The following is a 26881-nucleotide window of genomic DNA, read 5'->3' on the forward strand; positions in this document are numbered from 1 at the left end:
AGAGGGGGGTGCCACAGCCTCTCGCACCCCGGAGGCCGTCCGATGACCGACGCCCCGCTTCTCAAGGTCCGCGACATCTCGAAATTCTACGGCGCGCGCATCGGCTGCCGGAACGTCTCCTTCGACCTCTGGCCGGGCGAGGTGCTGGCGGTCGTCGGCGAATCCGGCTCCGGCAAGACGACGCTGCTCAATTGCCTCGCCACCCGCCTCATGCCGACCTCCGGCTCGGTCGAGTACCGCATGCGCGACGGCACCATGCGCGACCTTGCCCGCATGAGCGAGGCGGAGCGCCGCTTCCTGATGCGCACGGACTGGGGCTTCGTTCACCAGAACCCGGCGGACGGGCTGCGCATGGCGGTCTCGGCCGGGGCCAATGTCGGCGAGCGGCTGATGGCCGTCGGCGAGCGCCATTACGGCAATATCCGCGAGACGGCCGGCGATTGGCTCGGCCGGGTCGAGATCAGCGCCGACCGTATCGACGACCAGCCGCGCGCCTTTTCCGGCGGCATGCGCCAGCGCCTGCAGATCGCTCGCAACCTCGTCACCTCGCCGCGCCTCGTCTTCATGGACGAGCCGACCGGCGGCCTCGACGTCTCGGTGCAGGCGCGCCTGCTCGATCTCCTGCGCGGCCTCGTGCAGGATCTCGGCCTCTCGGCCATCGTCGTCACGCATGACCTTGCCGTCGCGCGCCTCCTGTCGCACCGCATGATGGTGATGAAGGACGGCCTCGTCATCGAGCAGGGACTGACCGACCGCGTGCTCGACGATCCGCGCGAAGCCTATACCCAGCTCCTCGTTTCCTCGATCCTTCAGGTGTGACCATGCCGACCCCCCTCGTCGTTTCCGAAGTGGCGAAGAGCTTCACCATGCATCTTCGCGACGGCCTCCGCCTGCCGGTGGTCTCGAACGTCGCCTTCTCGGTCAAGGCCGGCGAATGCGTCGTGCTGGGCGGTCCGTCCGGCATCGGCAAGAGCTCGCTTTTGAAGATGGTCTACGGCAACTATGCCGTCGATAGCGGCCAGATCCTTATCGAGCACGAGGGCCGGGTGGTCGATCTTGCGGGTGCCGACCCGCGCACGATCCTTGCCGTGCGCCGCGCTACGCTCGGCTATGTCAGCCAGTTCCTGCGCACCGTGCCGCGAGTCGCCGCCGTCGACGTCGTCGCCGAGCCGCTGCTTGCGCGCGGCGTCGCCCCGGCGGAGGCGCGGGATGCGGCCGAGGCGATGCTCGACCGGCTCAACCTGCCGCGCGAGCTCTGGCAGCTTCCGCCCGCCACCTTCTCCGGCGGCGAGCAGCAGCGCGTCAACATCGCCCGCGGCTTCATCACCGATCACCGCATCCTGCTGCTCGACGAGCCGACCGCCTCGCTCGACGCGACGAACCGCGCCGTCGTCGTTGCCATGATCGCGGAGAAGAAGGCGGCCGGCGTCGCCCTCCTCGGCATCTTCCACGACGAGGACGTGCGCGCGAAGGTGGCCGACCGCATCGTCGACGTCTCGGCCTTCTCGCCGCGCAAGGCGGCATGACCGCCCGCGGATGGCGGAATTTCAGGCCCTGTGGACTGTAATCTTTCCGACATCGAACTGACATCGCCCCTTCATCGACAGCGTTTAGAGCCAATCCGGAAAACGACACGAGGCCCCTCGGGGACCGGACGCCCGGAAGGAAGGACCTGCCATGTTCCGACTGAAGAATGTCACCCGCCGCTTCGGCGCGCGCCTGGCGGTCGACGACGTGACCTTCGACATCCCCGAGGGCCAGATGGTCGGGGTCATCGGCCGCTCCGGCGCGGGCAAGTCGACGCTCCTGCGCATGATCAACCGGCTTGCCGACCCGAGCGAGGGGACGATCCATTTCGGCGATGTGGAAGTCTCTTCGCTGCGGGGCGCGGGCCTGCGCAACTGGCAGCGCGACTGCGCCATGATCTTCCAGCAGTTCAACCTCGTGCCGCGCCTCGACGTGCTGACCAATGTGCTGCTCGGCCGGCTCAACCATCGCTCGACGGTGTCGAGCATCCTCAATCTCTTCACCCGCGAGGAGCGCATCATGGCGATTGCGGCGCTCGAACGCCTCGGCATCGAGCAGACGGCGCTTCAGCCGGCCGGCACGCTCTCTGGCGGCCAGCAGCAGCGCGTGGCCATCGCCCGCGCACTCATGCAGAACCCGAAGATGCTGCTCGCCGACGAGCCGATCGCCTCGCTCGACCCGCTGAACGCCAAGATCGTCATGGATGCGCTACGCGACATCAACGAGCGCGAGGGCATCACCGTCGTCACCAACCTGCACACGCTGGATACGGCCCGCGCCTATTGCGAGCGCATCATCGGCATGTCGGCCGGCCGCGTCGTCTTCGACGGCCCGCCGCGCGAGCTCACCGCGGAGGCCGTGCGCACGATCTACGGCACCGGCGCGAACGGGTCGGAGATCGACGAGAGCGTCACCTCCACGGCGATCCGCAATCCGGTCCGCCAGGACAACATCAGGGAATCCGCCAGCCCCACGCCGCTGGTACTGGCCGGCCTCTGAGCCCGCCGGGATCGAACGGCCCGCGTCAAGGGCCATAACCTTTCGAGGTCCGGCGACGCCGGCCAAACAGGAGAAAGATCATGCTGAAGAAAGCCCTTCTCGGCGCCGTCGCGCTCATCGCGCTTGCCGGCCACGTCCAGGCCGAGGACCTCAAGGAATTCCGCGTCGGCATCATCGGCGGCGAGAACGAAGCCGATCGCCTGCGCAACTACCAGTGCCTTGGCGATCACCTGAAGGCAGAGCTCGGCTTCCAGAAGGTCTCCTTCTTCCCGGCCGCCGACTACGACGGCGTCATCCAGGGCCTGCTCGGCGGCACGCTCGACTATGCCGAGCTCGGCGCCTCGGGCTTCGCCAAGATCTACCTTGCCGATCCGAAGGCCGTCGAGCCGATCCTGACGACGGTGCAGACGGACGGCTCGACCGGCTATCATTCCATCATGGTCGCCCGCAAGGATTCAGGCATCACCAAGCTGGAAGACCTCAAGGGCAGGAAGCTCGGCTTCGCCGACCCGGATTCCACCTCCGGCTATCTCATCCCGCTCGTCACGCTGCCGGAGGCGATCGGCGCGCCGGTCAAGGAATATTTCGCCGAGACCGGCTTCGGCGGCGGCCACGAGAACCTCGTCCTCGAAGTCATGAAGGGCACCTTCGATGCCGGCACGACCTTTGGCTCGGGCGTCGGCGCGTGGAAGGACGGCTACACGTCCGGCAACCTGCACAAGATGGTCGAGAAGGGCATTCTCGACATGAACGACCTCGTCGAGGTCTGGAAATCGCCGCTCATTCCGAATGGCCCGATCGTCGTGCGGACCTCCATGGACAACGACATGAAGACGAAGTTCAAGCAGTTCATGCTCGACCTGCCGAAGAAGGACGCCGCCTGCTTCTCTGCCGTCATGGGCGGCGATTTCACCGCCTTCACGGAAGTCAATGTCGATTTCTACAAGCCGATCATCGACGTCCGCAAGGCGACGATCGGCGGCTGACAGGAGCACCGGCGCTGGCCGCAAGCCGGCCGGTGCCTTTTCTGTCAATAACGTTGCCCCACCCACAACGTCATCCTCGGCCTTGAGCCGAGGATCCACGCCACATCCGGAGCATGGATGGTCGGGTCAAGCCCGACCATGACGGAAGAGAGGTTGCGGGCCTTGTCGATAATCAGACGAGCATACAGAACTCTGCCGAGGCGCAATAAACCATGGCCATGACCACGCTTCACGACGGCTTCAGCGAGAAGGGCGCGCTCATCGAGCAGCACTTCCAGGAGCTGAGCGCCCGCCGCCGGCTCTATACCTGGTTCGGCCTTGCCGCTCTCGTGGTCGCACTCGGCGGCTCGCTATGGTTCGCCAACGAGACGAATGCGGGAAAATTCCTCGACCGCCTGCCGCATTTCTTCGACTTCGTCGGCGACATGGTGCCGCGCGACGGCTGGGAGGTCTTCCGCGCGCTGTTCGACCTGCCGTCGCCCTATGACGACGGCAGCTTCAAGTACGATTATCCGGAAGGCCGGCTCTACGTGATCGGCAGCCTCTATGTGCCGGAATATTTCCACAAGATGCTGGAAACGCTGAATATCGCGTTCTTTTCCACCGTCATCGGCATGGTCTTCGGCTTCCTGCTTTCCTTCCTCGCGGCAAAGAACCTCGTCGCAAACCGGATCGTTCGCGGTTCGGTGCGCCGCTTCATGGAGGTGCTGCGCGCCTTTCCCGAGGTGGTGCTTGCCGGCTTCTTTCTCGCGATCCTGTCGATCGGGCCGCTGCCGGCCGTCATCGCCGTCTCGATCCATACCGTCGGGGCGCTCGGCAAGCTGTTCTTCGAGGCGGTCGAGAATGTCGACATGAAGGCCGAGGAGGGGCTTCGCGCGGTCGGGGCGAGCTGGGTGGAGCGCGTCTGGTTCGCCATCGTGCCGCAGGTGGCGCCGAACTTCATGAGCTATTTCCTCCTGCGCCTCGAAATCAACGTCCGCGCCTCGACCATCATCGGCGCGGTCGGCGGCGGCGGCATCGGCGAATTGCTGCGACTTTCTATCGGGCAGGGCCACGCGGCCAAGACGCTCGCCATCGTGCTTCTCCTGCTTCTCACCATCGTTGCCGTCGATCAGGTCTCCGCCTGGCTGCGCCGCCGTCTCGTCGGCGACCAGGCCTTCCGGTCGGCCGCATAGGAGTGCGTCATGACGACCCTCAATCCCGCACGGAGGGACGAGATCGCGGCGCGCCATCCCGCCGTCCTCGACCGCCCGGTCCGGCAGCGCTTCCGCATTCCCCTCATTGCCGGGGGCTTGGCGCTCTACGTGGTCTATTGCTGGTGGTTCTTCGCCATCGGCCATGTGCTCGGTACCGCCAACTGGGGCATTGCCGGAACCTATCTCGCCGACTGGGTCTCCTACGAGGTGCGCCCGGAGGTGACGATCCACGCGGACGGCTCGATGGAGCTCGGCTATCCGCGCTTCTCGCCCCTCGGCCCCAATGCCGAGCCGGACTGGGTGGAGATCGAGCGGGGCACGATGACCCGCACGGTTCCCGCGGCTCGCGTCGCTGCAAAGACAGACGAAAAGCCCGCCTCGATGGGCTTCATGGGTGCGGGCGGCAGCGTCGGCGGCACGGCCGCCGCGGCCGGGGCAGACGCGACTGCGACGCGCGAGGAAGAGGTGGTCAGGCGCGCGAAGATCATCCTCAATTCCTCCACCAGCGTCGAGGTCCTGCCGTCGCGCGTGACCGTGGAGCATGGCGGCGAGCGGTTGGCCGTCGATATCGGCGGCGGCACGGCAAGAGCCGAGGGCGCCTTGCCCGGCTGGGCGGTGCAGAAGGAGCCGGGCGGCAAGATCACGGTCTCCTTCGGCCTTTCCGGCTGGGGTGAGATCGAGGCCGACGACGTCACGATCCGCCGCCGCTTTCCCGGCTGGGTGAACTTCCTGTTCGACACGAACTCGCCCTTCCACGGCAGGCCCCTGCCGGAGGTCTTCTCGCTGGTGACGTCCGGCGAGCGGATCGATCCGACCCGGTCGAACCTCGCGCTTGCCTGGGACAACATCCTCTACAATGGCGAATGGCAGCATCTCGACGTCTGGACGAAGCTGCTCCAGACGATCGTGATGGCTTTCGTCGGCACGCTCTTCGCGATGCTCCTTGCCTTCCCGCTGTCCTTCCTTGCCGCGCGCAACATCACGCGCAGCCGGCTTTCCAATCAGGTGACGAAGCGGCTCTTCGATTTCCTGCGCTCGGTCGACATGCTCATCTGGGCGCTGTTCTTCACGCGCGCCTTCGGCCCCGGGCCGCTTGCCGGCATGTCGGCGATCTTCTTCACGGATACGGGCACGCTCGGCAAGCTCTATTCCGAGGCGCTGGAGAATATCGACGACAGGCAGCGCGAGGGCGTAAAGTCGGTCGGTGCCGCGCCCGTCGCGGTGCAGCGCTTCGGCGTGCTGCCGCAGGTCCTGCCGCTCTTCGCCTCGCAGGCGCTTTATTTCTGGGAATCGAACACCCGCTCGGCCACCATCATCGGCGCGGTGGGCGCAGGCGGCATCGGCCTGAAACTCTGGGAGGCGATGCGCACGAATTCGGACTGGGAGAACGTCGCCTACATGGTTCTCCTCATTCTCGCCGTCGTCTTCGTCTTCGACGGCATATCCAACGCGCTGCGCTCGCGCCTGATGGGCAGGCCGGCGCATTAATCGGCGTGGCGGCATGGTGCTGCCACACGAATCCCGTCACTATGCGGCGCCGCCTTCCGGCGGCGCCGCAGACTTCCCACAGGAACAGCCCCCCGTGCGTTACGCCCTCTATTTCACCCCGCCCGCAAGCGATCCCTTGACCCTGACCGCCGCGGCCTGGCTGGGGCGCAATGCCTTTACCGGCGCGCCGCTGGAGCAGCCGGCCGTCGCCGGCTTCGACGCGGCGACGCTTGCCGGGCTGACGGCCGATCCGCGGCGCTACGGCTTCCACGCCACGCTGAAGGCGCCGTTCACGCTTGCCGAGGGCCGCAGCGAGGCCGAACTCGTAACCGAGATCGGCCGTTTTTCCGCCGAAGCCGCGACCTTTGAAATCCCGGAGGTCATCGTCGGCCGGCTCGGCTCCTTCTTCGCGCTGGTGCCGGGCGATCATTGCGAGGATCTGCAAGCCTTCGCCGGCGAGGTGGTGCGCCGCTTCGAGCGGTTCCGCGCCCCGCTCACTTCCGCCGACATCGCCCGCCGCAGGCCGGACGAACTGTCCGCCGAAGAGCGCCAGAACCTCGTGCAATGGGGCTACCCTTACGTCTTCGACACGTTCCGCTTCCACATGACGCTGACCGGGCGCGTTCCAGCCGAGCGGCGCGATGCCGTGGAAGCCGTGCTTCTCGACCGTTTCTCCGCCTTCCACGGCCGGCCGCTGCCCATCGGCGGGCTCGCACTCTTCCGCGAGCCTGCGCGCGGCGCCGATTTCACCGTTCATTCCCTCTTCCCGCTCGGGGGAGAAGCCAACAGAAAGACCGCCTGACATGACCCGCGAAACCGTTCTTTCCAATGCCCGCATCGTGCTGGAGGACAAGATCCTCGACGGCACGCTCGTGCTGCGCGACGGCCTTGTCGCCGACATCTGCGAAGGCCCTTCCGCCAATGGCGAGGACATGGAGGGGGATTTCCTCATCCCCGGCCTCGTCGAGTTGCATACCGACCATCTCGAAGCGCATTATTCGCCGCGTCCCGGCGTGCGCTGGGGCAAGACGGCGGCGATCCAGTCGCATGACGCGCAGGTCGTCACCTCCGGCATCACCACCGTCTTCGATTGTCTGCGCATGGGCTCGGATGCGGACGGCGGCTTCGAGAAGGGCGAGATGCGCGCCATGGCCGACGCCATCGCCGCGGCGCAGGACGAGGACCGGCTGCGCGCCCAGCACCTCATCCACCTGCGCTGCGAGGTCTCGACCGAAAACGTGCTCGACCACTACGAGGAATTCGAGAACGACCCGCTCGTGCGCCTCGTCTCGCTGATGGATCATGCGCCCGGCCAGCGCCAGTTCCAGACGATGGATCAGTACATCCTCTACTACAAGAAGAAGCGCGGCCTGACGGACGACGAGTTCGCCGACTTCTGCAAGCGCCAGCAGGCGCTTTCCGCCCGCTATGCCAAGCCCCACCGCGATGCCATCGCCGCCTCCTGCGCCGCCCGCAACATCTCGGTCGCAAGCCACGACGACGCGACGCTGGAGCATGTCGAGGAGGCGATCGGCTATGGCATCCGCCTTGCCGAGTTCCCGACGAGCGTCGAGGCGGCGAAGGCCTCGCACGGGGCGGGCATGAGCGTCCTGATGGGCGCGCCGAACATCGTGCGCGGCAAGTCGCATTCCGGCAACATCGCCGCCCGCGACCTTGCCGGCATGGGCGTGCTGGATGTGCTCTCCTCCGACTACGTGCCCTTCAGCCTGATGCACGCTCCCTTCATCCTCGCCGACGAGGTGGAGGATATCGACCTGACGAAGGCGATCTCGATGGTCTCCGCAACGCCTGCCCGCACGGTCGGGCTCGACGACCGCGGCACAATCGCGCCGGGCCTTCGCGCCGACATCGTGCGCGTGCGCCGGCCCTCCGGCGTGCCGGTCGTGCGCTCCGTCTGGCGGCAGGGCAGGCGGGTGGCATGAACATGGTGGACGAAGGGGCGATGGTCGTCGTCGTCGGCCCGAGCGGGGCGGGCAAGGACAGCGTCATGGCCTATGCCGCCCGGCATTTTTCCGGGGAAAGCCGTGTGGCTTTCGTGCGCCGCGTCATCACCCGCCCGGCCGATGCCGGCGGCGAGGCGCATGAGGCGATCGATGCGGACGGGTTCCGCAGGCGCGCGGCCGAGGGCGCCTTCGCCGTCTCCTGGGAGGCGCACGGCCTTTCCTACGGCATTCCGCGCGAGACGCTGGACCGGCTTACGAACGGCATGACGCTGATCGCCAACGGCAGCCGCTCGGCCTTGCCGGATTTCGCCGAGACCTTTCCGCGGCTGAAGGTCGTTCTGATCACCGCCCGCCCGGATGTGCTGGCCGCGCGCCTTGCCGCCCGCGGCCGGGAGAGCGGCGAGGCGATCGCCCGGCGCCTTGAGCGCGCGGTGCCGGAGATCGTCATTACCGCCGATACGGTCGTCATCGACAATAGCGGCCCGCTCGAAGCGGCGGGAGAGGCCTTCGTCGAATTGCTGGCCTCCACCCTTGCAGGCAGGGGGTGAGACTACCGCGTGCCGCCCCGGGGCAGGGGGCGGGTGAGAATGAAGAGCGCGCTTGCCGAAAGCACGAGGCCGACGGCGACGGCCGCAAGCGGCGAGGGCTGGGTGCGATACCAGAAGAAGCCGTAGCTTGCGGCGATCAGGCAGACCGCGACGACCTTCGTGCGTGCGGAGATCGCGCCCTCGCGCTGCCAGTTCACCAGAGGCGGGCCGAGCGTGCGATGATTGAGCAGCCAGTGCTCCAGGCGGGGAGACGAGCGCGAGAAGCACCAGATGGCAACGAGCAGGAAAGGCGTCGTCGGCAGCAACGGCAGGAAGGCGCCGACAATGCCGAGCGCCGTCATCACAAGGCCGGCGGTCATATAGATCGCGCGCACCCAAACCCCCGTCGAAAACGCCGTGCCGCCCAGATAGAGTGTTTTGCCGGTGCCTCCAAGGGGCCCGAATGCCGCAGGACCGGTCCCTCAGGCCAGCTTGCTCTCGACGGTCCCCTTGGCCGGTTTCGCCTTCGCCGCCGCCTTGGCGGTCTTTGCCGCCGAAGCGGCCTTGGCCTGCGTCGTGCCGGCGATTTCGATCAGCGGCTTCTTCGTCTTTGCCGGCGCCGTCTCGGTGCCGAGCGCCACGCGCTCGAACTCCTCGCGCTCGCGCACGGCCTGTTCCCAGTGCTCGCCGTCGTGTCCGTGCGGCCGGCCGGCTGCTTCCCACAGCGCATAGGCCCGCTTGCTGATCCATTCCCTTCGCGCATCCGTCATGGTCTGTCCTCGTTCAAGGTGAAGTGACGCCGTGCCGGTACGCTACGGGTTTCTCGGGCAGGAACCGGAACACGGAACTCGCCGGACGGCCGGGAACCTTCCGCGGCGGGTCCGGATATTCAACGCACCATACGCTCCGGGCGATACCCTCGGGCGGAGCAGGTCTGCTTCATGCGATTCGCACCGTCAGGATGCGCCCAAAGCGCGGGGCCTTCAAGCTGGCGGGGTGCGACAGGATGGCTCGCCCCGCCATGACGGAAAAACACCCTCCGGCTGCGACGAAACGGCCGAATTTCGCAAAAGTTTCACCGCTCCGGGTGGACAGCGCCGATCTCGCCAACGTATTGTCCGCATGAGAGAATATTCACCGCGAACGGCAAAGCGAGAGGCAAGGCGTTTGGCAGCATCAAGGCGACAGCATCGACCGATCCGTCGGGCGCTTTGCCTTTTCTGCACCGGATTGGCCTGTCTGCTCCTGCTGGTGGCCTCGCCCTCGATTTCCATTGCGGCCGGCATCCCGGCAAAGGCGTTTCGCTGCGGCGCGCAGAAGGCGGCGGGCCAGTCGGCAGGGCTCGAAGGCCTGCAATGCCGCACGCGGATCGCCGGCGAGGCGCCGCCGCCCGGTTCCGCCGGTCTCCTGGAGCCGTTCGAAGCGGTTTCCGCCCTTCCGGCGAAAGCCGGCGCCGTGCCCGCTTCGGCTTCCGTCCACAGGATCGACACGCGGCGCCCGGCAACGGCGGGCGCGCGGGCGCCTCCGGTGTGGCGGATACCTGCCTGACGGCTGCGCCGCCTTGTCGGTCGCGCGCAGCCTTCCCCGATGCCGGCCTGCCGGATGAGAGAAGTTCTGACGTTCGAAAGCGATCGACCCAACGATGACAGGTGAAGCGATTCTGGTGCTGCTGGTGTGCCTCCCCTTTGCGGGAAGCCTTGCCGCGACCATCCTTTTGCGCACGGATTCCCGCGTTCTCGCGGCCCGCATAGCCGGCGCGGTGACGCTTGCCAGCCTCGTGATGACGGCCATGCTCTACCCCGCCGTCCGGGGCGGCGCCAAGGTGCGGCTCGATCTCGAATGGCTGCCGCAGCTCGGGCTGAACGTCACCCTGCGCATGGACGGATTCGCCTGGCTCTTCGCCATGCTCGTCACCGGCATCGGCTGCCTCGTCGTGCTCTATGCCCGCTACTACATGTCGGAGGAGGACCCGGTCCCGCGCTTCTTCTCCTTCCTGCTCGCCTTCATGGGCTCGATGCTCGGCATCGTGCTTTCCGGCAACGTCATCCTGCTCTCGGTGTTCTGGGAGCTGACGAGCATCTTCTCGTTCCTCCTCATCAGCTACTGGCACAACAATGCCGCCGCGCGCGACGGCGCGCGCATGGCGCTGACGATCACCGGCATCGGCGGCTTCTGCCTGCTGGCCGGCTTTCTGGTACTCGGCCATATCGTCGGCAGCTACGATCTCGACGTCATCCTTTCGTCCGGCGATACGATCAAGGCCCATCCGCTCTACCTGACGACGCTCGTCCTCATCCTCGTCGGCGCGCTGACGAAGAGCGCGCAGGTGCCCTTCCATTTCTGGCTGCCCAACGCCATGGCAGCGCCGACGCCGGTTTCGGCCTATCTCCATTCGGCGACCATGGTGAAGGCCGGCGTCTTCCTGCTCGTGCGGCTCTGGCCGGCGCTCTCGGGCACCTACGAATGGTTCATGCTGGTGGGCATCGCCGGCACCTGCACCTTGCTGCTCGGCGCCTATTTCGCCATGTTCCAGCAGGACCTGAAGGGCCTGCTCGCCTATTCGACGATCAGCCATCTCGGCCTCATCACGACGCTGCTCAGCCTCGGCAGCCCGCTGGCAGCGGTCGCGGCGATCTTCCACATGATGAACCATGCGACCTTCAAGGCCTCGCTCTTCATGGCCGCCGGCATCATCGACCACGAGACCGGCACGCGCGACATGCGGCGATTGAGCGGCCTCTTCAAATACCTGCCGATCACCGGCACGCTCGCCATGGTGGCGAGCGCGGCGATGGCGGGCGTGCCGCTGCTCAACGGGTTCATCTCCAAGGAGATGTTCTTCGCCGAGGCGGTGGAGACCCATGCCGATTCCGTGCTCGACCGCATGCTGCCCTATGTGGCGACGCTCGCCGGCGCCTTCTCCGTCGCCTATTCGATCCGCTTCATCCACGTCGTCTTCTTCGGCCCGCCGCCGACGGACCTGCCCAAGCCCAAGCCGCACGAGCCGCCGCACTGGATGCGCTTTCCCATCGAATTCCTGGTCTTCGCCTGCCTCGTCGTCGGCATCGTGCCGAGCCTGTCGATCGGCCCGTTCCTGCATTCGGCCGTCCTGTCGGTGCTCGGCCCGCGCACGCCCGAATACAGCCTCGCCATCTGGCACGGGGTCAACACGCCGCTGGTCATGAGCGTGATCGCGCTGATCGGCGGGGCCGCGCTCTATGCCTTCCTCAAGGATTATCTCGCGCGGTGCGACGACGGGCCGCCGCTCTTCCGCCATCTCGTCGGCCAGCGCATCTTCGAGCGCGTGCTGGTCACCGTCTCGTGGAAATGGGCGCGCTGGCTGGAAAGCCGTCTCGGTACCCGCAATCTGCAGCCGCAGCTTCGCCTCGTGACGGCGGCGGGCCTGCTTGCGGGCGTGATTCCGCTCTATATCGCCGGTTTCTCGCCCAAGCCGCCGGTCCTCGGCGAGGTCGACCCGATCTTCGCGGTCGTCTGGTGCATCGGCGCGTTCTGCGCGCTCGGGGCGGCCTATCAGGCGAAGTACCACCGGCTTGCCGCGCTCGTCCTGCTCGGCGGGGCGGGCATCACCACCTGCATCACCTTCGTCTGGCTGTCGGCGCCGGATCTTGCCATCACGCAGCTCGTCGTGGAGATCGTCACGACCGTGCTGCTGCTGCTCGGCCTGCGCTGGCTGCCCAAGCGCTCCGTGAAGGTGGACGATTCCGTGGCGCTCGCCGCGCGCGGCCGCCGCTTCCGCGACTTCCTGCTCGCCATTTCCTGCGGCTTCGGCATGTTCCTCTTCTCCTACGCGATCATGAAGCAGCCGGTGCCGGACGCCATCGCCAGCTATTTCCTCGAAAAGGCCTATACGGAGGGCGGCGGGCGCAACGTGGTCAACGTCATCCTGGTCGATTTCCGCGGCTTCGACACGTTCGGCGAGATAGCGGTCCTCGCCATCGTCGCGCTCACGGTCTTTGCGCTGCTGCGCCGCTTCCGCCCGGCGGCGGACAGCATCGAGAAGCCCGAGCAGCAGCGCATCCAGAACGCCTATGACGCGGCGGCCCCGGAGCGCTCGGCGGGCGATACGGTGCGCGACTACCTTCTGGTGCCCTCCGTCATCATGCAGTGGATGTTCCCGGTCGTCGTCACCTTCGCTATCTACCTCTTCCTGCGCGGGCATGACCTGCCGGGCGGCGGCTTTGCCGGCGGCGTCACCATGGCGATCGCCTTCCTGCTGCAATATCTCGCCGGCGGCGTGCGCTGGGCGGAGGACAGGCTGCGCATCCTGCCGCTGCGCTGGATGGGCTTCGGCCTCGTCGTGGCGGCGGCCACCGGCATGGGGGCCTGGGCCTTCGGCTATCCGTTCCTGACGACCCATTCGCAATATGTGGAACTGCCCTTCATCGGCAAGGTGCCGGCGGCCAGCGCGCTCCTCTTCGATCTCGGCGTGTTCTCGCTGGTGGTCGGCGCGACGGTGCTGATCCTCATCGCGCTCGCCCACCAGTCCATCCGCGTGCATCGCGTGCGCGGCCTCGAAGCGCCCAAGGCGGAGGAGGCCTGATGGAACTCGTCCTATCGATCGGCATCGGCATCATGACGGGCTCCGGCGTCTGGCTCATCCTGCGCCCGCGCACCTATCAGGTCATCGTCGGGCTCTCGCTGCTCTCCTATGCGGTCAATCTCTTCATCTTCGCCGTCGGCGGCGTGAAGTCGGACGCCGCGCCGCTCCTGGAGGAGGGCGTCGCCGTTTCCACCATGACCGACCCCGTGCCGCACGCACTGGTGCTGACGGCCATCGTCATCGGCTTTGCCACGACCGCGCTCTTCCTCGTGGTGCTGCTCGCGGCCCGCGGCCTTACCGGCACGGACCATGTCGACGGCAGGGAGCAGCCGAAATGAGCGGGTGGCAGCAGCATCTCATCATCGCGCCCATCGTCATCCCGCTCGTCGCGGGCGCGCTTCTCCTGTTCTTCGACGAGCGCGAGCGCGTGCTCAAGGCGATGATCAGCCTCGTGTCGTGCCTTGCGCTCGCCGCCGTCGCCATCAGCCTGTTCCGGCTTGCCGGCGGCGCGGAGGGCTTCGAGGGCGTCTACCTCCTCGGCAACTGGCCGGCGCCCTTCGGCATCGTGCTGGTGGTGGACCGGCTCTCGGCGCTGATGCTCGTCCTCGCCTCGATCCTCGCCATCCCGACATTGGTTTATGCGCTTGCCCGCTGGCACGCCGCGGGCGCGCATTTCCACTCGCTGTTCCAGTTCCTGCTGATGGGCCTCAACGGCGCGTTCCTGACGGGCGACCTCTTCAACCTCTTCGTCTTCTTCGAGGTGATGCTGGCAGCCTCCTACGGCCTCCTGATGCACGGCTCCGGCTCCATGCGCGTCAAGGCGGGCATGCATTACATTGCCGTCAACCTTGCCGCCGCGCTCTGCTTCCTCATCGGCGTCAGTGCCATCTACGGCTCGGCCGGCACGCTCAACATGGCCGACCTTGCGGTGCGCATCGGCGAGATCGAGGGCGAGCGGCGCATGCTCTTGGAGGCGGGCGCCGGCATCCTCGGCATCGTCTTCCTCATCAAGGCGGGCATGTGGCCCCTGAACTTCTGGCTGCCGGGCGCCTATAGCGCGGCGACAGCGCCCGTCGCCGGCATCTTCGCCATCATGAGCAAGGTCGGCATCTACGTCATCCTGCGCCTGTCGCTGCTCGTCTTCGGGCAGGGGGCCTCCGCCGGCCTCGGCCTCAACGTGCTGCTCTACGGCGGCATGGCGACCATCGCCTTCGGCACGATCGGGGTCCTCGCCTCGCAGGCGCTCGGACGGCTTGCGAGCTATTCGGTGCTCGTCTCCTCCGGCACGCTGCTGGCCGTCCTCGGCCTCAACAACGGCGTGGTGACGGCGGGCGCGCTCTTCTACATGGTCAGCTCCACGCTGACGATCGGCGCGTTCTTCCTGCTCATCGAACTGGTCGAGCGCGGGCAGGATGCCGGCGCCTCGGTCCTCGCCGTGACGATGGAAGCCTATGGCGATGCCGACGAGGAGGAGGAAGAGGTCGAGGTGGGCGTCACCATGCCCGGCACCATCGCCGTGCTCGGCACCTGCTTTGCCGCCTGCGGCATCCTCCTGTCGGGCCTGCCGCCGCTTTCCGGCTTCGTGGCGAAGTTCGCCATGCTGACGGGCATGATCGGCACGGGCGTTACGGGCGAGGGGCCGATCCCGGCCTCCGTCTGGTGGATCGTCGCCCTCCTCATCCTGTCGGGGCTCGCCGCGCTCATCTCGATGACCCGCGCCGGCATCCGCACCTTCTGGGCCTCGATGGAGGGCACGGTGCCGCGCGTGCTCGTCATGGAAATGGCGCCGGTCATGCTGCTGATCGCCCTGACGCTGGCGCTCACCGTCAAGGCCGGCCCGGCAATGACCTATATGGAGGAAACGGTCCGCAACCTGCATGAGCCCGCCGCCTATATCGATGCGGTCATGAACGCACGGCGCGCCGGCGTTGCCGAGCCGAGCGGGCCGGACGGCGGGGGAGGGATCTGACATGCTGCCCTATCCGCTGCTTTCCGCCTCGCTCGTCCTGATGTGGCTTGCGCTCAACGGCTTCACGCTCGGCCATCTCCTCCTCGGCTGCATCGTCTCGGTCTTCGCCTCCTGGGGCATGGCGGCGTTGCGCCCCGCCGAGCCGCACTTCGGCAAATGGTATCTCCTGCCGAAGCTCTTTGCCGTCGTGCTCTACGATATCGTGCTCTCCAACATCGCCGTGGTCTGGCTGATCGTCACCGGCGGGCGGCGTGAGCGAAGATCCGGCTTCGTCACCGTGCCGCTCGACCTTGAGAACCCCATCGGGCTGGCGGTGCTCGCCGTCGTGGTGACGAGCACGCCGGGTACGGCCTGGCTCGAATACAATTCGGTGCGCCGGACGGTGCTGATCCACGTCCTCGACCTCGTCGACGAGGCGGAGTGGCAGCACCTGATCAAGACGCGCTACGAGGCGCTGCTGATGGAGATCTTCCGATGAGCCACACGATCCTCCTCTGGTCCGTCGCCTTCGCGCAGGTGTGCCTCGCCATCGCCATGGCGCTCGCGGCGCTGCGGATGTTCCGGGGCCCGCGTGCCCAGGACCGGGTGCTCGCGCTCGACACGCTCTACGTCAATTCCATGCTGCTGCTGATGGTGTTCGGCATCCGCACCGGCAAGACGATCTATTTCGAGGCCTCGCTGGTCATCGGCATGCTCGGCTTCGTGGCGACCGTGGCGCTCGCCAAATTCCTCATGCGCGGGGAGGTGATCGAATGAGCACGATGGAACATGCCGGCGACCTGCCGGGCTGGGTGGCCCTTCTCGTCTCCGCCTTCCTCGTGATCGGCGCGGGGCTGACGCTCGTCGGCACGATCGGCTTTGCCCGCCTGCCGACCTTCTACGAGCGCATCCACGCCCCGACGCTCGGCACGAGCTGGGGAACGGGCGGCATCGTCATGGCGTCGATGATCTTCTTCACGGTGCTTTCGACCCGGCCCGTCGTGCACGAGATCCTCATCGGCATCTTCGTGACCGTCACCACGCCGGTGACGTTGATGCTGCTCGCCCGTGCCGCCCTCCACCGGGATCGCTCGGAGGGCAATCCGAACGTGCCGGCCGAAGCGCCCGCTGAGGATCCCGTTCCCGGCGAGTGACGCTTTCTCGCGAATTTTTTTGCGCCGGCCGCGACCCCTCGCGGCCGGGCGAAACGGTGGCTCGAAGCGGGATCGTCACGAGGATTCTGCTGTCCTCCAAAGACATTGTTAACCTTCATTTCCTAACCATCTACGCATCCCTATCGGCAATGATCGTCGAGTTTGCAGGTTCATGCGTATTTCCAGAACAAACTTCTATCCCATCCTTGAGACCGAAGGGGAAAACGACGAAAGCACGTCGTATTACTCCTATGAAAACAATGATTTGCCCGAAGAGGCCGTAGAGGCCCCGGTCTGGCATGCCGAAGGCGAGGCCGTCGCCAACGACGAAGCCTACCGGCCGCGCTTCCGCTCGCCGGCGCTGCGCAGCTACGATCCCGGCCAATATGCCGACGGAAGCTGGGAGAGCCATTTCTACATGGCCCCGAACGTGCGCTTCACCCGCACGCCCGACAAGATCGCCGCAAGGATCGAAGAGGCCGCCGCCGAAGAAGGCGTGACGGCCGAGCCCGTCGCCGAGCAGCCGGCCGCGCGGCAGGAGCCGGAGGCCCAACCCTCGCAGCCCCCGCAGCTTTCGCAGGCGGAACTGCTCCAGCGCCTGCGCGAGGCTCTGGACGATCGCCGCCGCCGCTTCGAGGCGCAGCAGCAGGCCGCCGTTGCCGCGCCGGTCGATCCTGTGCCTCAGTTCGTTCAGGCGGTCGTTTCCGCGGCGCGCAACACCGCGCCCGCCGACGCGCCCGTCGCCTACAGGCCGGCCGTGGCGCCGAAGCCCCTGCCGGCGCTCCAGCCCGTCGCAAAGGCGGACGCGCGCACCACGGTCAGCCGCTTCGCCAATCTGTCCGACCATGCCTTCTTCGAGACGATGGTTCCGGACGCGGTTGCAAGTGACCTGCCGGCAAGGCCAGCGGTCACCGTCATGCGCATGCCGCTGCCCACTCCCGCGCCGGCCGCAATCGCCGCGCCCGTCCTTCCGGTCGCGGCAGCGCCGAAGGCCGAAAAGCGTGAGGAACCGTCCTCCATCGCCTCGCTCTTCCGCGTCGTCGATTGCCGTCCGCCGGTCGCGCGTGCGGCCGTCGCGGAGCCGGTCGTCGCCGTTCCCGAGGTGGCGGTCGAGCCCGCCGCCGAAACGCCCGTCGCCGAGCCGGTGCCGGCCGTCGTCGAGAGCAAGCCGGCTCCCGCGGTCGCCGTTGCCGAGCCCGTTCGCGAAACGCCGTCCTCGGTGCTGTCGCGCGCCCGTCCCTTCCAGGTGACGATGGCGACGCCCTCCGGCGATACCTACGAATATCCGCCGCGCGAACTGCTGCAGGAACCGCCGCGCACGGTCGGCTTTGTGCTGACGCAGGAGCAGCTCGAGCAGAATGCCGGCCTTCTCGAAAGCGTGCTGGAGGATTTCGGCGTGCGCGGCGAGATCATCCATGTCCGCCCCGGCCCCGTCGTCACGCTCTACGAATTCGAGCCGGCGCCGGGCGTGAAGTCCTCGCGCGTCATCGGCCTTGCGGACGACATCGCCCGCTCCATGTCGGCGCTCTCGGCTCGCGTCGCGGTCGTGCCGGGCCGCAACGTCATCGGCATCGAGCTGCCGAACGCCACGCGCGAGACGGTCTATTTCCGCGAGATGATCGAGAGTCAGGATTTCGCCCGGACCGGATTCAAGCTGCCGATCTGCCTCGGCAAGACCATCGGTGGCGAGCCCGTCATCGCCGAGCTTGCCAAGATGCCGCACCTGCTCGTCGCCGGCACGACCGGCTCGGGCAAGTCCGTCGCCATCAACACCATGATCCTGTCGCTGCTCTACCGCTTCCGCCCGGAAGAGTGCCGCCTGATCATGGTCGATCCGAAGATGCTGGAACTGTCGATCTACGACGGCATCCCGCACCTCCTCACCCCCGTCGTCACCGATCCCAAGAAGGCCGTCATGGCGCTGAAATGGGCGGTGCGCGAGATGGAGGACCGCTACAGGAAGATGTCGCGCCTCGGCGTGCGCAACATCGATGGCTACAACAACCGCGTCGCCGCGGCGCGCGACAAGGGCGAGACGATCTCGATCAGCGTCCAGACCGGCTTCGACAAGGGAACCGGCGAGGCGATCAACGAGGAACAGGAACTCTCCCTCGAGCCGATGCCCTATATCGTCGTCATCGTCGACGAGATGGCCGACCTGATGATGGTCGCCGGCAAGGAGATCGAAGGGGCGATCCAGCGGCTCGCCCAGATGGCCCGCGCCGCCGGCATCCACCTGATCATGGCAACGCAGCGTCCCTCGGTCGACGTCATCACCGGCACGATCAAGGCGAATTTCCCGACGCGCATCTCCTTCCAGGTGACGTCGAAGATCGACAGTCGCACCATTCTCGGCGAGCAGGGCGCCGAACAGCTTCTCGGCCAGGGCGACATGCTGCACATGGCCGGCGGCGGGCGCATCGCACGCGTCCATGGCCCCTTCGTCTCCGACGAGGAGGTCGAGAAGGTCGTGCTGCACCTGAAGGCCCAGGGCCGGCCGGAATATCTGGAGACGGTGACGGCGGACGAGGAGGAAGAGGAAGACGAGAAGCAGGCGGCCGTGTTCGACAAGGGCGATGTGGCGGCCGAGGACGGCGACGATCTCTACGAGAAGGCCGTCAAGGTCGTCATGCGCGACCGCAAGTGCTCGACCTCCTACATCCAGCGGCGTCTCGCCGTCGGCTACAACCGCGCGGCATCCCTCGTCGAGCGCATGGAGAAGGAGGGTCTTGTCGGCCCCGCCAACCATGTCGGCAAGCGTGAGATCGTCAGCGGCGAGCGCGGCAGCTTCCAGCAGCCGGATGCCGGCGACGACGACTGAGACGGTCGTCCGCGGCGATTGCCCGATCAACGGGCAATTGTCCTACTTATTTGAATTGGATGGTTTTTTCCGGTCCGGCGCGCGAAAGCGGGCCGGATTTTTACCCTGTCCACGAGAAATTTCCGCTTGCTGCTCCATTTAATCGATTTGGCTTGCGGCGGGCTCCGTGAGCCCTGTTGCATATGGCGGACGATGTGTGAATAGTGCCGCCAATGCCGCGAAATCTGCGGCCAAGGAGGACAGGAATGGCATTGATCACCATGCGGCAACTGCTCGATCACGCAGCGGAGAACGACTATGCGCTGCCCGCATTCAACGTCAACAATCTGGAATATGTCCAGGCGGTGATGCGTGCGGCGGATGCGACGGATTCGCCGGTGATCCTCCAGGCAAGCCGCGGTGCGCGCTCCTATGCGGGCGATGCGTTCCTGCGTCACCTCATCCTCGGCGCCGCCGAGGAATATCCGCATATCCCGGTCTGCCTGCACCTCGACCACGGCGACCAGCCCTCCACCTGCATTTCCGCCATCACCAACGGCTTCACCTCCGTGATGATGGACGGCTCGCTGCTCGCCGACGGCAAGACGGTCGCCAGCTACGATTACAATGTCGGCGTGACGGCGGAAGTGGTGAAGATCGCCCATGCTGCCGGCGTCTCGGTCGAAGGCGAGCTTGGCTGTCTCGGCAACCTGGAAACGGGCGCCGGCGACAAGGAGGACGGCCACGGCTTCGAAGGCAAGCTCTCGCGCGACGAGCTCCTGACCGATCCGGACCAGGCGCTCGACTTCGTCACCAGGACGGGCGTGGATGCACTCGCCGTCGCCATCGGCACCAGCCACGGCGCCTACAAGTTCACCCGCGCGCCGGACGGCGAGATCCTGTCGATCGAGACGATCGCCAAGATCCACGCCAAGCTGCCGAACACCCACCTCGTCATGCACGGCTCCTCCTCGGTGCCGCAGGACCTTCAGGACCTCTTCACCGCCTATGGCGGCGAGATGAAGCAGACCTGGGGTGTGCCGGTCGCCGAAATCCAGAAGGGCATCCCGCTCGGCGTGCGCAAGGTCAATATCGACACGGACCTGCGCCTTGCCATGACCGGCTCGATCCGCAAGAACTTCAAGGAAAAGCCGGACAATTTCGACCCGCGCAATTACCTGAAGCCGGCCACCGCGCGCATGATGGAAGTCTGCAAGGAGCGCTTCGAGGCCTTCCGCACCGCCGGCAAGGCATCCGGCATCCGCGTCAAGCGCCTGCCCGACATGGCGAAATTCTACGCCGCGCAATAAGCGCCGTCGGCACCCTCCGTTTCCTCCCGGCCCCGCCGGGAGGCCCCTGCCTTTTTCTCATGGCCCGGCGGCAGGAATCCGTTGCGGGCAACCGTCCCTCCTCGTAAAAGATGGCGACCCGGACGCGTCGGCGCTCCGGTAGAAGGCGATCGAGCGAGGACGACATGAGCGTGGAACAGGCCCTGACAATCGCAGACCTCAAGGAACAGGCGCGCCGCCGCGTGCCGAAAATGTTCTTCGACTATGCCGATTCCGGTGCCTGGACCGAAGGCACATACCGCTCCAACGAAGACGACTTCCACAAGATCAAGCTGCGTCAGCGCGTGCTCGTCGACATGACGAACAGGTCGCTGGCAAGCGAGATGATCGGTGAGACGGTTTCCATGCCCATCGCGCTGTCGCCGACGGGTCTCACGGGCATGCAGCACGCCGACGGCGAGATGCTCGCCGCGCAGGCGGCCGAGGAGGCGGGCGTGCCCTTCACGCTGTCGACGATGAGCATCTGCTCCATCGAGGACGTGCGCTCCGTCACCACGAGGCCCTTCTGGTTCCAGCTCTACGTGATGCGCGACAAGGATTTCGTGCGCAACCTCATCGGCCGCGCCAAGGCGGCCGGCTGCTCGGCGCTGATCCTGACGCTCGACCTCCAGATCCTCGGCCAGCGCCACAAGGACCTGCGCAACGGCCTTTCCGCCCCGCCGAAATTCACGCCGAAGCACATCTGGCAGATGGCGACGCGGCCCTTCTGGTGCCTCGACATGCTCGGCACGAAGCGCCGAAGCTTCGGCAACATCGTCGGCCACGCCAAGGGCGTGACGGACCTCTCCTCGCTTTCGTCCTGGACGGCCGAGCAGTTCGACCCGCAGCTTTCGTGGAAAGACATCGAATGGATCCGGGACCTGTGGGGCGGCAAGCTGATCCTCAAGGGCATCCTCGACGAGGAGGACGCCCGCATGTCGCTGGAGAGCGGCGCGGACGCCATCATCGTCTCGAACCACGGCGGCCGCCAGCTTGACGGCGCGCCGTCCTCGATCAGCATGCTGCCGCGCATCGTCGATGCGGTCGGCGATCGGATGGAAGTCCATCTCGATGGCGGTATCCGCTCCGGCCAGGACGTGCTGAAGGCGCTCTGCTACGGCGCCAAGGGCACCCATATCGGCCGCCCCTTCCTCTACGGTCTCGGCGCCGGCGGCAAGGCCGGCGTGCGACGTGCCATCGAGATCATCCGCAAGGAGCTCGACACGACCATGGCGCTCTGCGGCGAGCGCGACGTGAAGAACCTCTCGCGCAACAACCTGCACAAGGACGTGTGAGGCCGTTTACACGATCTCGCCGTAAAGCGTGCGTTCGAGGGCGGTCACTTCGCTGGCGAAGCGGCGGTATTCGGCGCGCTTGAGGGCGAGGAAGACGTGGTGCAGGCGCTCGCCGAGGGCGTCCTTCAGGAACGCGGAGCGGGTCGCCGTCTCGATGGTGCTGCGCCAGTCGGGCGGCAGGTCGTCGCTTGCGGTTTCGGCATAGGCGGTCGTCTCGGGGCCGGGATCGGCCTTTGCGAGGATGCCCTTGCGCATGCCGGCAAGGACCGTCGCGCCGACGAGGTAGGGGTTGGAATCGATGCCGGCGGCGCGCTGTTCGAGATGGCGGCCGGCGGGCGCGCCTGCCGGAATGCGCACGGCGACACTGCGGTTGTTGGTGCCCCAGGTCGGCGTGGTCGGGGCATAGCTCTGGGCCGAGAAACGCCGCCAGGAATTGAGATGCGGGGCGAAGACGAGCATGGATTCGTGCATCGTCTCGAGAAGCCCGGCAACGGCGTGTTTCAGCAGCGGGGCAAGCGTTTCATCCCGGTCGGCGAAGAGGTTGTTGCCGGCTGCGTCGGCAAGGCTGGCATGGACATGCATGCCGGAGCCAGCGCGTCCGGCGAAAGGCTTCGCCATGAACGAGGCCATCATGCCGTGGCGCAGGGCGAGGGCGCGCAGGAGGCGCTTCAGCATGGCGAGGTCGTCGGCGGCCCGCAGCGCATCGCCGTGGTGCAAGGTCAGCTCGAACTGGCCCTGCGCATATTCCGATATCATCGTCTCGACGGGCAGGCCCTGCGCCTCCGCGCCGCGATAGACGGCGTCGATGAAAGGCTCCAGCCGGTCGAGTTCGCTGATGCCGTAGACCTGGATGCCCTCCGGCCGTTCGCCGGAGAGCGGCAGGCGCAGCGGCTGGAAATTGCCGTCCGCGGTGCGCTCGCGGTCGAGAAGGTAGAATTCCAGCTCGTAGGCGAGGATCGGGTGGAAGCCGTCGCTCTCAAGGCGGTTCACCTGCCGGGCAAGCGCATGGCGCGGATCGGCCGCCATCGGCGTGCCGTCGAGCTCGAAAAGGGCAAGCCGCACCTCGCCGCGCGGCGGCGACGTCCACGGCAAGGGCACGAGCGAACCGGGTATGGGCCATGCCCGCCGGTCCGCATCGCCGTCCGACCAGACGAGGCCGGTCTCCTCCACGTCCTCGCCGGTGACGTCGAGGCCGAGGATGGAGCCGGGAAGATGCCGCCCGGAGCGGAAGATAGCCAGCAATTCGTGCCGCCGGACGATCTTGCCGCGGGCGATGCCGTTGAGGTCGATCAGCACGAGATCGAAGGCGCTGATCTCCGGATGGGCGGCAAGAAAGGCCTCCGCCTCGGCGATGTCGGCGGCTTCGGGCGGACGGGCGGCAAGGTCGCGGCTCACGCGGCGGCCCTCCGCTCGGAAAGGCGGCCGAGGACGGTCGCGAAGGCCGCGACGAGCCCGTCGGCCTGGCTCTCAGAAAGGGCGGGGCTGACGAGCACCATGTTGTGGAACGGCGTCAGCAGGTAGCCGAGATTGAGCATGGAAAGATGCAGCGCCGCCTCGATCGTGTCGGACGCGGCCGCGCGGGCCTCCGCGGCATTCCTGACCGGCACGGGCGAGAAGACGACCTCCAGCCGCGCGCCGACGCGCGAGACGGTCCAGTCGAGCCCGGCGGCGGCGATGGCGGCGGTGAAGCCAGCCTCGATGCGGTCGGCATTGGCCTGCATCCTGCCGTAGGCCTCCTCGGTCATCACCTGTTCGAGGCAGGCGCGCAGGCAGGCAAGTTGCAGCGCGCTGCCGGAAAGCGTCGTGCCGATGCCGGAATGGCCGTGGCCGCTCTGCTCGCGGCGGATGACGTGCAGCCGGTCGGAGATCGCCTGCGTCATGCCCCAGACGCTGACCGGAACGCCGCCGCCGATCGGCTTGCCCATGACCATGAGGTCGGGTTCGAGCCCATGCACCGCCGTATAACCGCCGAGGCCCGTGGAGATCGTATGCGTCTCGTCGATGAGGAGCAGCGTGCCGGCGGCCCGCGTCAGCCGGCGCAGCGCGTCGTGGAAGCCGGGCGCGGGCGGGATCATGCCGCAATTGGTCATCACCGGCTCGGCGAGCACGCAGGCGATGTCGTGGCCGGCAAGCGCCTTTTCCAGCGCCGTTTCGTCGTTGAAGGGAATGGAAACGGTGAGTTCGCCGAGGTCGCGGACCTGGCCGAGCAGGTTGCGGCGCGAGACGGTCCTGCCGTCGACAAGATCGACCAGCGTGTCGTCCACCGCGCCGTGGTAGCAACCGTCGAAGACCAGCAGCTTCGCCCGGCCGGTGACGGCGCGCGCGACGCGGATGGCGAAACGGTTGGCATCGCTCGCCGTCGCGCCGAGCTGCCAGCGCGGCAGGCCGAAGCGTTCGACCAGCAGGCGGCCGACGACGGCGGCGTCCGAGGATGGCAGCATGGTGGTGAGGCCGCGCGTGCCGGCATTCCTCAGCGCTTCAAGGACCGGCGCGGGGCCATGGCCGAACATCGCACCCGTATCGCCGAGGCAGACGTCGACGATGCGGTTGCCGTCGAGATCGACGAGCTCGGCCCCGCTTGCCTGATCGACGACGAGGGGAAAGGGCGTTGGCCAGTCGAGCATCCAGTGCTGCGGCACGCCGTCGAAGAAGCCGGAGGTCGCCTCGTCATGTGCGGCTGCCGAGCGCGGCCGTTTTGCGCGGAAAACCTCCGCCTCCGCCTCGATCAGCGCGCGGGCGCGCGCCTCCAGCTTCTCCCTCTCCATCCCGTTCTCCAGCTGCTCCCCAAAATGTGATCACATATTGGTTGATGTGATTTCAAGTGTCAAACGGCAAGATGGCCTACAGCGAGCCGACGATGCGCAGCCAGTCGTGCACCGTGGCGGCGGCCCGCCGTTCCGCCGAACCGCGGGCGAGGGGCTTCCTGGCGTCCAGGCCGCGCACCTCGCTCGGGCTCATGGCGAATTGCTGGCGGAAGGCGCGCGAGAAGGCGGAGATATCGGCAAAGCCGCAGGCATAGGCGACCTCGCCCACCGTCCGCTTGCCATCGTCGACGAGCATGTCGAAGGCCGCGCGCAGACGGCGCGTGCGGATGTGGTCGGTGACGCCGCCGAACGGCTCGAAAAGCCGGTAGAGCGAGGCGCGGGAGAGGCCGAAGACCTTGCAGAGATGATCGGGGTCGAGATCGGGCCGGGCGATGTTCTGCTCGATATAGCGCCGGATTTCCATGATGGCCGCGCCGCGCACGGTCGGCGAGGGCTGGCTGCGCGCGGCGACCTGCGGCGCGATGAGCGTGGCGACGAGATTGGCCGTGGCGGTGACGATCGCCGGGGCTTCGGCCTGGCTGATATCCGCAAGGTCCTCGAAAAGGGTGCGCAGATGGTTGCCGATCAGCCGGGCCGGACTGGTGGAGCGCTTGAGCACAAGGCCATGCAGGGCATCGTTCTGCGCCTCCCTGCTGAAAAGCAGGTGGCGGGGCAGGACGAGCGTGAGGTTGCGGCAATGCGGCGTTTCCGCATGGAGCGGGCGCGAGAGATCGAAGAAGGAGACGTCGCCCGCCTCCACCAGCACCGTCTCGTTGCCGATGGTGCGCAGGTCGCTGCCTTCAAGCGTCACCTGCACGAAGATGAGGTCGAGCCCGCTGCGCGCGATGCGGCCGGGATCCCGCGAGAACGTATAGGTCGTGCCCACCATGTCGGCGGCGAAGAACAGCGCGGGACCCATGAAATAGGAGGAAAGGCGGGTGCGGAAGTCGGCGAGCCGCTCCGGCGTCTGCACCGTCGCGCGGAAGATCGGGTCGAGCGTTTCGGCAAAAAGCTGGCTCCGGCGCCTGCATTCGGGGCCGGCTTCCACGACGATGGCGTTCGAGGGCAACTTGTCTTCGGTGCTCATGGCGCTCGCGATGTTCGAAAGAGACACATGACCGATTCAAGGGGTGAAAAGGCCAGAAGTTCCCGGGCATCTGCCCGGCTGCCGGGCAGGTATGTCTTTGCACTCTGTATCATTCTTTTGACGCCTCGTCTCATATTGAGGCATCGGGCGCGCCTTGCGATTGACAGGCGAAGCCGGCTGCAACCCCATGGAAAATAATGGGTCCATTCGGATCCGCGGCGCGGCGGAAAGGCGCCGGATAGGGGCATGGCAGGCATGGATCAGGTTGCATTCGACGGCGGTTCGGTGGGGTTCCGGGTGTCGCCGGACGAATTTCTTCGCGCGCCGCAATTTGCGGCCGCGCGGGACGAGGTGATCGAAGGAAAGCTGTCGCTCTATGAAGGCAGCCACCTGTTCAACCGGCTGATCCTGGAAGAGGGCCGCCTGCTGTGTCATCTCGCAGCCCTGTCGCTCCATGCCGCGCAGGACATGGCAAAGCCCGCGACCTGGCTGACGCTGGGCCGCCTGCAGCGCGAGGTGACGGAGCTGGGGGTTGCAAGCCGCAACCGGGTGGAGGCGCAGGTCTCCTGTCTTCGCAGATACGGTTTCCTCACGCAGCAACCCCACGCCTCGGATCGCCGCGTCCGTCTCCTCGTGCCCAACGAGGCGCTGCTTGCACGCGATGCCGGTGTCCTGGGCGTGCTTTTGAACGGGCTTGCGCTTTTCGGCCTGTCGCCGCCCGCCGGGCAGCCGGGCGCGCCGGATGCGGCGCTGCACAGGGCGCTGCGGCGCGCGACGCTGCCGCGTCTTCCCGCCCTCAGCCGGCTGATCCGCCGCCATCTGCCGCTTGCGCCCTTCTTTGCCCATGACTGCGGCTACATGATCCTGCTGCTCCTCCTGCGCGGCGCCCGGCAGAACGGTGATGGTGGGATCGCGACGGGATACCAGTGGCTCGCCATGCAGACAGGCGTGTCGCGCACCCATGTCCGCCGCCTCCTGGAGGCCGCGAGGAGCGCGGGCCTGCTGACGATGGAAACGCGCGGCGGCCATGACATAAGGCTGGCGCCGGCGATGTGGCAGGCGGCGGACCGCTGGTTTGCCGACCAGTTCGCCTTCATGGACCTCCTGCTGCGCGAGGCGCTTGCCGCCTAGCCGGCGGCCGATCCTTGCCTGCCGCCAGCCGGTCCGTCTGGAACAGGAAGTCCGCCGGGAAATGCTTGAGGAGGAACGCCGCCGAG

General features: G+C 67.0%; 25 protein-coding genes. 20 read left to right on the forward strand and 5 right to left on the reverse strand.

Annotation, left to right across the window (positions count from 1 at the left end; translation table 11 throughout):
• Window positions 1-42 precede the first annotated feature (42 nt).
• The 9 genes from phnK (at window position 43) to phnN (ending at window position 8708) form a co-directional block, all read left to right on the forward strand.
• A complete protein-coding gene (phnK, locus tag HNQ66_RS03500; protein ID WP_184140891.1) occupies window positions 43-819 on the forward strand; it encodes a phosphonate C-P lyase system protein PhnK in 777 nt (258 codons plus the stop codon).
• A 2-nt stretch (window positions 820-821) separates the two neighbouring features.
• Window positions 822-1526, forward strand: coding sequence for a phosphonate C-P lyase system protein PhnL (gene phnL, locus HNQ66_RS03505; protein ID WP_184140893.1), 705 nt, complete (start codon window positions 822-824; stop codon window positions 1524-1526).
• A gap of 151 nt (window positions 1527-1677) precedes the next feature.
• Window positions 1678-2526, forward strand: coding sequence for a phosphonate ABC transporter ATP-binding protein (gene phnC, locus HNQ66_RS03510; protein ID WP_184140895.1), 849 nt, complete (start codon window positions 1678-1680; stop codon window positions 2524-2526).
• A gap of 80 nt (window positions 2527-2606) precedes the next feature.
• Complete coding sequence (gene phnD / locus HNQ66_RS03515; protein ID WP_184140897.1) at window positions 2607-3512, forward strand: phosphonate ABC transporter substrate-binding protein; 906 nt, start codon at window positions 2607-2609, stop codon at window positions 3510-3512.
• A 212-nt stretch (window positions 3513-3724) separates the two neighbouring features.
• Window positions 3725-4687, forward strand: a complete 963-nt coding sequence (gene phnE / locus HNQ66_RS03520; RefSeq protein ID WP_184140899.1) for a phosphonate ABC transporter, permease protein PhnE — start codon at window positions 3725-3727, stop codon at window positions 4685-4687.
• A gap of 9 nt (window positions 4688-4696) precedes the next feature.
• Window positions 4697-6196, forward strand: coding sequence for a phosphonate ABC transporter, permease protein PhnE (gene phnE / locus HNQ66_RS03525; RefSeq protein ID WP_184140901.1), 1500 nt, complete (start codon window positions 4697-4699; stop codon window positions 6194-6196).
• 94 nt (window positions 6197-6290) lie between these two features.
• The gene (locus tag HNQ66_RS03530; RefSeq protein WP_184140903.1) at window positions 6291-6998 is read left to right on the forward strand and encodes a DUF1045 domain-containing protein; all 708 of its coding nucleotides are present in this window, start codon (window positions 6291-6293) and stop codon (window positions 6996-6998) included.
• Window position 6999: 1 nt separating this feature from the next.
• Window positions 7000-8139, forward strand: a complete 1140-nt coding sequence (locus tag HNQ66_RS03535; protein ID WP_184140905.1) for an alpha-D-ribose 1-methylphosphonate 5-triphosphate diphosphatase — start codon at window positions 7000-7002, stop codon at window positions 8137-8139.
• Entirely contained in the window at window positions 8136-8708 is a 573-nt protein-coding gene (phnN, locus tag HNQ66_RS03540) for a phosphonate metabolism protein/1,5-bisphosphokinase (PRPP-forming) PhnN (RefSeq protein WP_184140907.1), read from the forward strand. The genes HNQ66_RS03535 and phnN overlap by 4 nt, the downstream gene beginning before the upstream one ends.
• Before the next feature lie 2 nt (window positions 8709-8710).
• Here phnN and HNQ66_RS03545 read toward each other — a convergent pair whose 3' ends face one another.
• Together HNQ66_RS03545 and HNQ66_RS03550 are read right to left on the reverse strand one after the other, a co-directional pair.
• Window positions 8711-9082, reverse strand: coding sequence for a DUF454 family protein (locus HNQ66_RS03545; RefSeq protein WP_184140909.1), 372 nt, complete (start codon window positions 9080-9082; stop codon window positions 8711-8713).
• An 87-nt stretch (window positions 9083-9169) separates the two neighbouring features.
• The gene (locus HNQ66_RS03550; protein WP_184140911.1) at window positions 9170-9457 is read right to left on the reverse strand and encodes a DUF2934 domain-containing protein; all 288 of its coding nucleotides are present in this window, start codon (window positions 9455-9457) and stop codon (window positions 9170-9172) included.
• A gap of 460 nt (window positions 9458-9917) precedes the next feature.
• Between HNQ66_RS03550 and HNQ66_RS03555 the strand changes: the two genes are divergently transcribed.
• The 10 genes from HNQ66_RS03555 (at window position 9918) to HNQ66_RS03600 (ending at window position 21773) form a co-directional block, all read left to right on the forward strand.
• Window positions 9918-10235, forward strand: a complete 318-nt coding sequence (locus HNQ66_RS03555; protein ID WP_184140913.1) for a hypothetical protein — start codon at window positions 9918-9920, stop codon at window positions 10233-10235.
• 94 nt (window positions 10236-10329) lie between these two features.
• Window positions 10330-13248 carry a monovalent cation/H+ antiporter subunit A gene (locus HNQ66_RS03560; protein WP_184140915.1) on the forward strand — a complete coding sequence of 973 codons (2919 nt, stop codon included), beginning with the start codon at window positions 10330-10332 and terminating at the stop codon, window positions 13246-13248.
• A complete protein-coding gene (locus tag HNQ66_RS03565; protein ID WP_184140917.1) occupies window positions 13248-13586 on the forward strand; it encodes a Na+/H+ antiporter subunit C in 339 nt (112 codons plus the stop codon). The genes HNQ66_RS03560 and HNQ66_RS03565 overlap by 1 nt, the downstream gene beginning before the upstream one ends.
• Entirely contained in the window at window positions 13583-15217 is a 1635-nt protein-coding gene (locus tag HNQ66_RS03570; protein ID WP_184140919.1) for a monovalent cation/H+ antiporter subunit D, read from the forward strand. The genes HNQ66_RS03565 and HNQ66_RS03570 overlap by 4 nt, the downstream gene beginning before the upstream one ends.
• Before the next feature lies 1 nt (window position 15218).
• Complete coding sequence (locus HNQ66_RS03575; protein WP_184140921.1) at window positions 15219-15695, forward strand: Na+/H+ antiporter subunit E; 477 nt, start codon at window positions 15219-15221, stop codon at window positions 15693-15695.
• Window positions 15692-15973, forward strand: coding sequence for a K+/H+ antiporter subunit F (locus tag HNQ66_RS03580; RefSeq protein WP_184140923.1), 282 nt, complete (start codon window positions 15692-15694; stop codon window positions 15971-15973). Before HNQ66_RS03575 ends, HNQ66_RS03580 begins: the two co-directional genes overlap by 4 nt.
• 5 nt (window positions 15974-15978) lie before the next feature.
• Window positions 15979-16350, forward strand: a complete 372-nt coding sequence (gene mnhG, locus HNQ66_RS03585) for a monovalent cation/H(+) antiporter subunit G (protein WP_184141323.1) — start codon at window positions 15979-15981, stop codon at window positions 16348-16350.
• Between the two features lie 418 nt (window positions 16351-16768).
• Window positions 16769-19171: a DNA translocase FtsK gene (locus HNQ66_RS03590; RefSeq protein WP_425503347.1), complete on the forward strand. Its 2403-nt coding sequence runs from the start codon at window positions 16769-16771 to the stop codon at window positions 19169-19171.
• 245 nt (window positions 19172-19416) lie between these two features.
• Window positions 19417-20460 carry a class II fructose-bisphosphate aldolase gene (gene fba, locus HNQ66_RS03595; protein WP_184140927.1) on the forward strand — a complete coding sequence of 348 codons (1044 nt, stop codon included), beginning with the start codon at window positions 19417-19419 and terminating at the stop codon, window positions 20458-20460.
• Between the two features lie 164 nt (window positions 20461-20624).
• Entirely contained in the window at window positions 20625-21773 is a 1149-nt protein-coding gene (locus tag HNQ66_RS03600; protein WP_184140928.1) for an alpha-hydroxy acid oxidase, read from the forward strand.
• A 6-nt stretch (window positions 21774-21779) separates the two neighbouring features.
• Here HNQ66_RS03600 and HNQ66_RS03605 read toward each other — a convergent pair whose 3' ends face one another.
• The 3 genes from HNQ66_RS03605 to HNQ66_RS03615 form a co-directional block, all read right to left on the reverse strand.
• On the reverse strand, window positions 21780-23168 hold the full coding sequence (locus HNQ66_RS03605) for a type I glutamate--ammonia ligase (protein ID WP_184140930.1): 1389 nt from the start codon (window positions 23166-23168) through the stop codon (window positions 21780-21782).
• Window positions 23165-24538, reverse strand: coding sequence for an aspartate aminotransferase family protein (locus HNQ66_RS03610; protein ID WP_184140932.1), 1374 nt, complete (start codon window positions 24536-24538; stop codon window positions 23165-23167). Before HNQ66_RS03610 ends, HNQ66_RS03605 begins: the two co-directional genes overlap by 4 nt.
• Before the next feature lie 76 nt (window positions 24539-24614).
• Entirely contained in the window at window positions 24615-25664 is a 1050-nt protein-coding gene (locus tag HNQ66_RS03615) for a helix-turn-helix domain-containing protein (RefSeq protein ID WP_184140934.1), read from the reverse strand.
• Window positions 25665-25919: 255 nt separating this feature from the next.
• Between HNQ66_RS03615 and HNQ66_RS03620 the strand changes: the two genes are divergently transcribed.
• A complete protein-coding gene (locus HNQ66_RS03620; protein WP_184140936.1) occupies window positions 25920-26795 on the forward strand; it encodes a hypothetical protein in 876 nt (291 codons plus the stop codon).
• Window positions 26796-26881: the final 86 nt, after the last annotated feature.

This window comes from Shinella fusca (assembly GCF_014203155.1).
GTDB classification, from domain to species: domain Bacteria; phylum Pseudomonadota; class Alphaproteobacteria; order Rhizobiales; family Rhizobiaceae; genus Shinella; species Shinella fusca.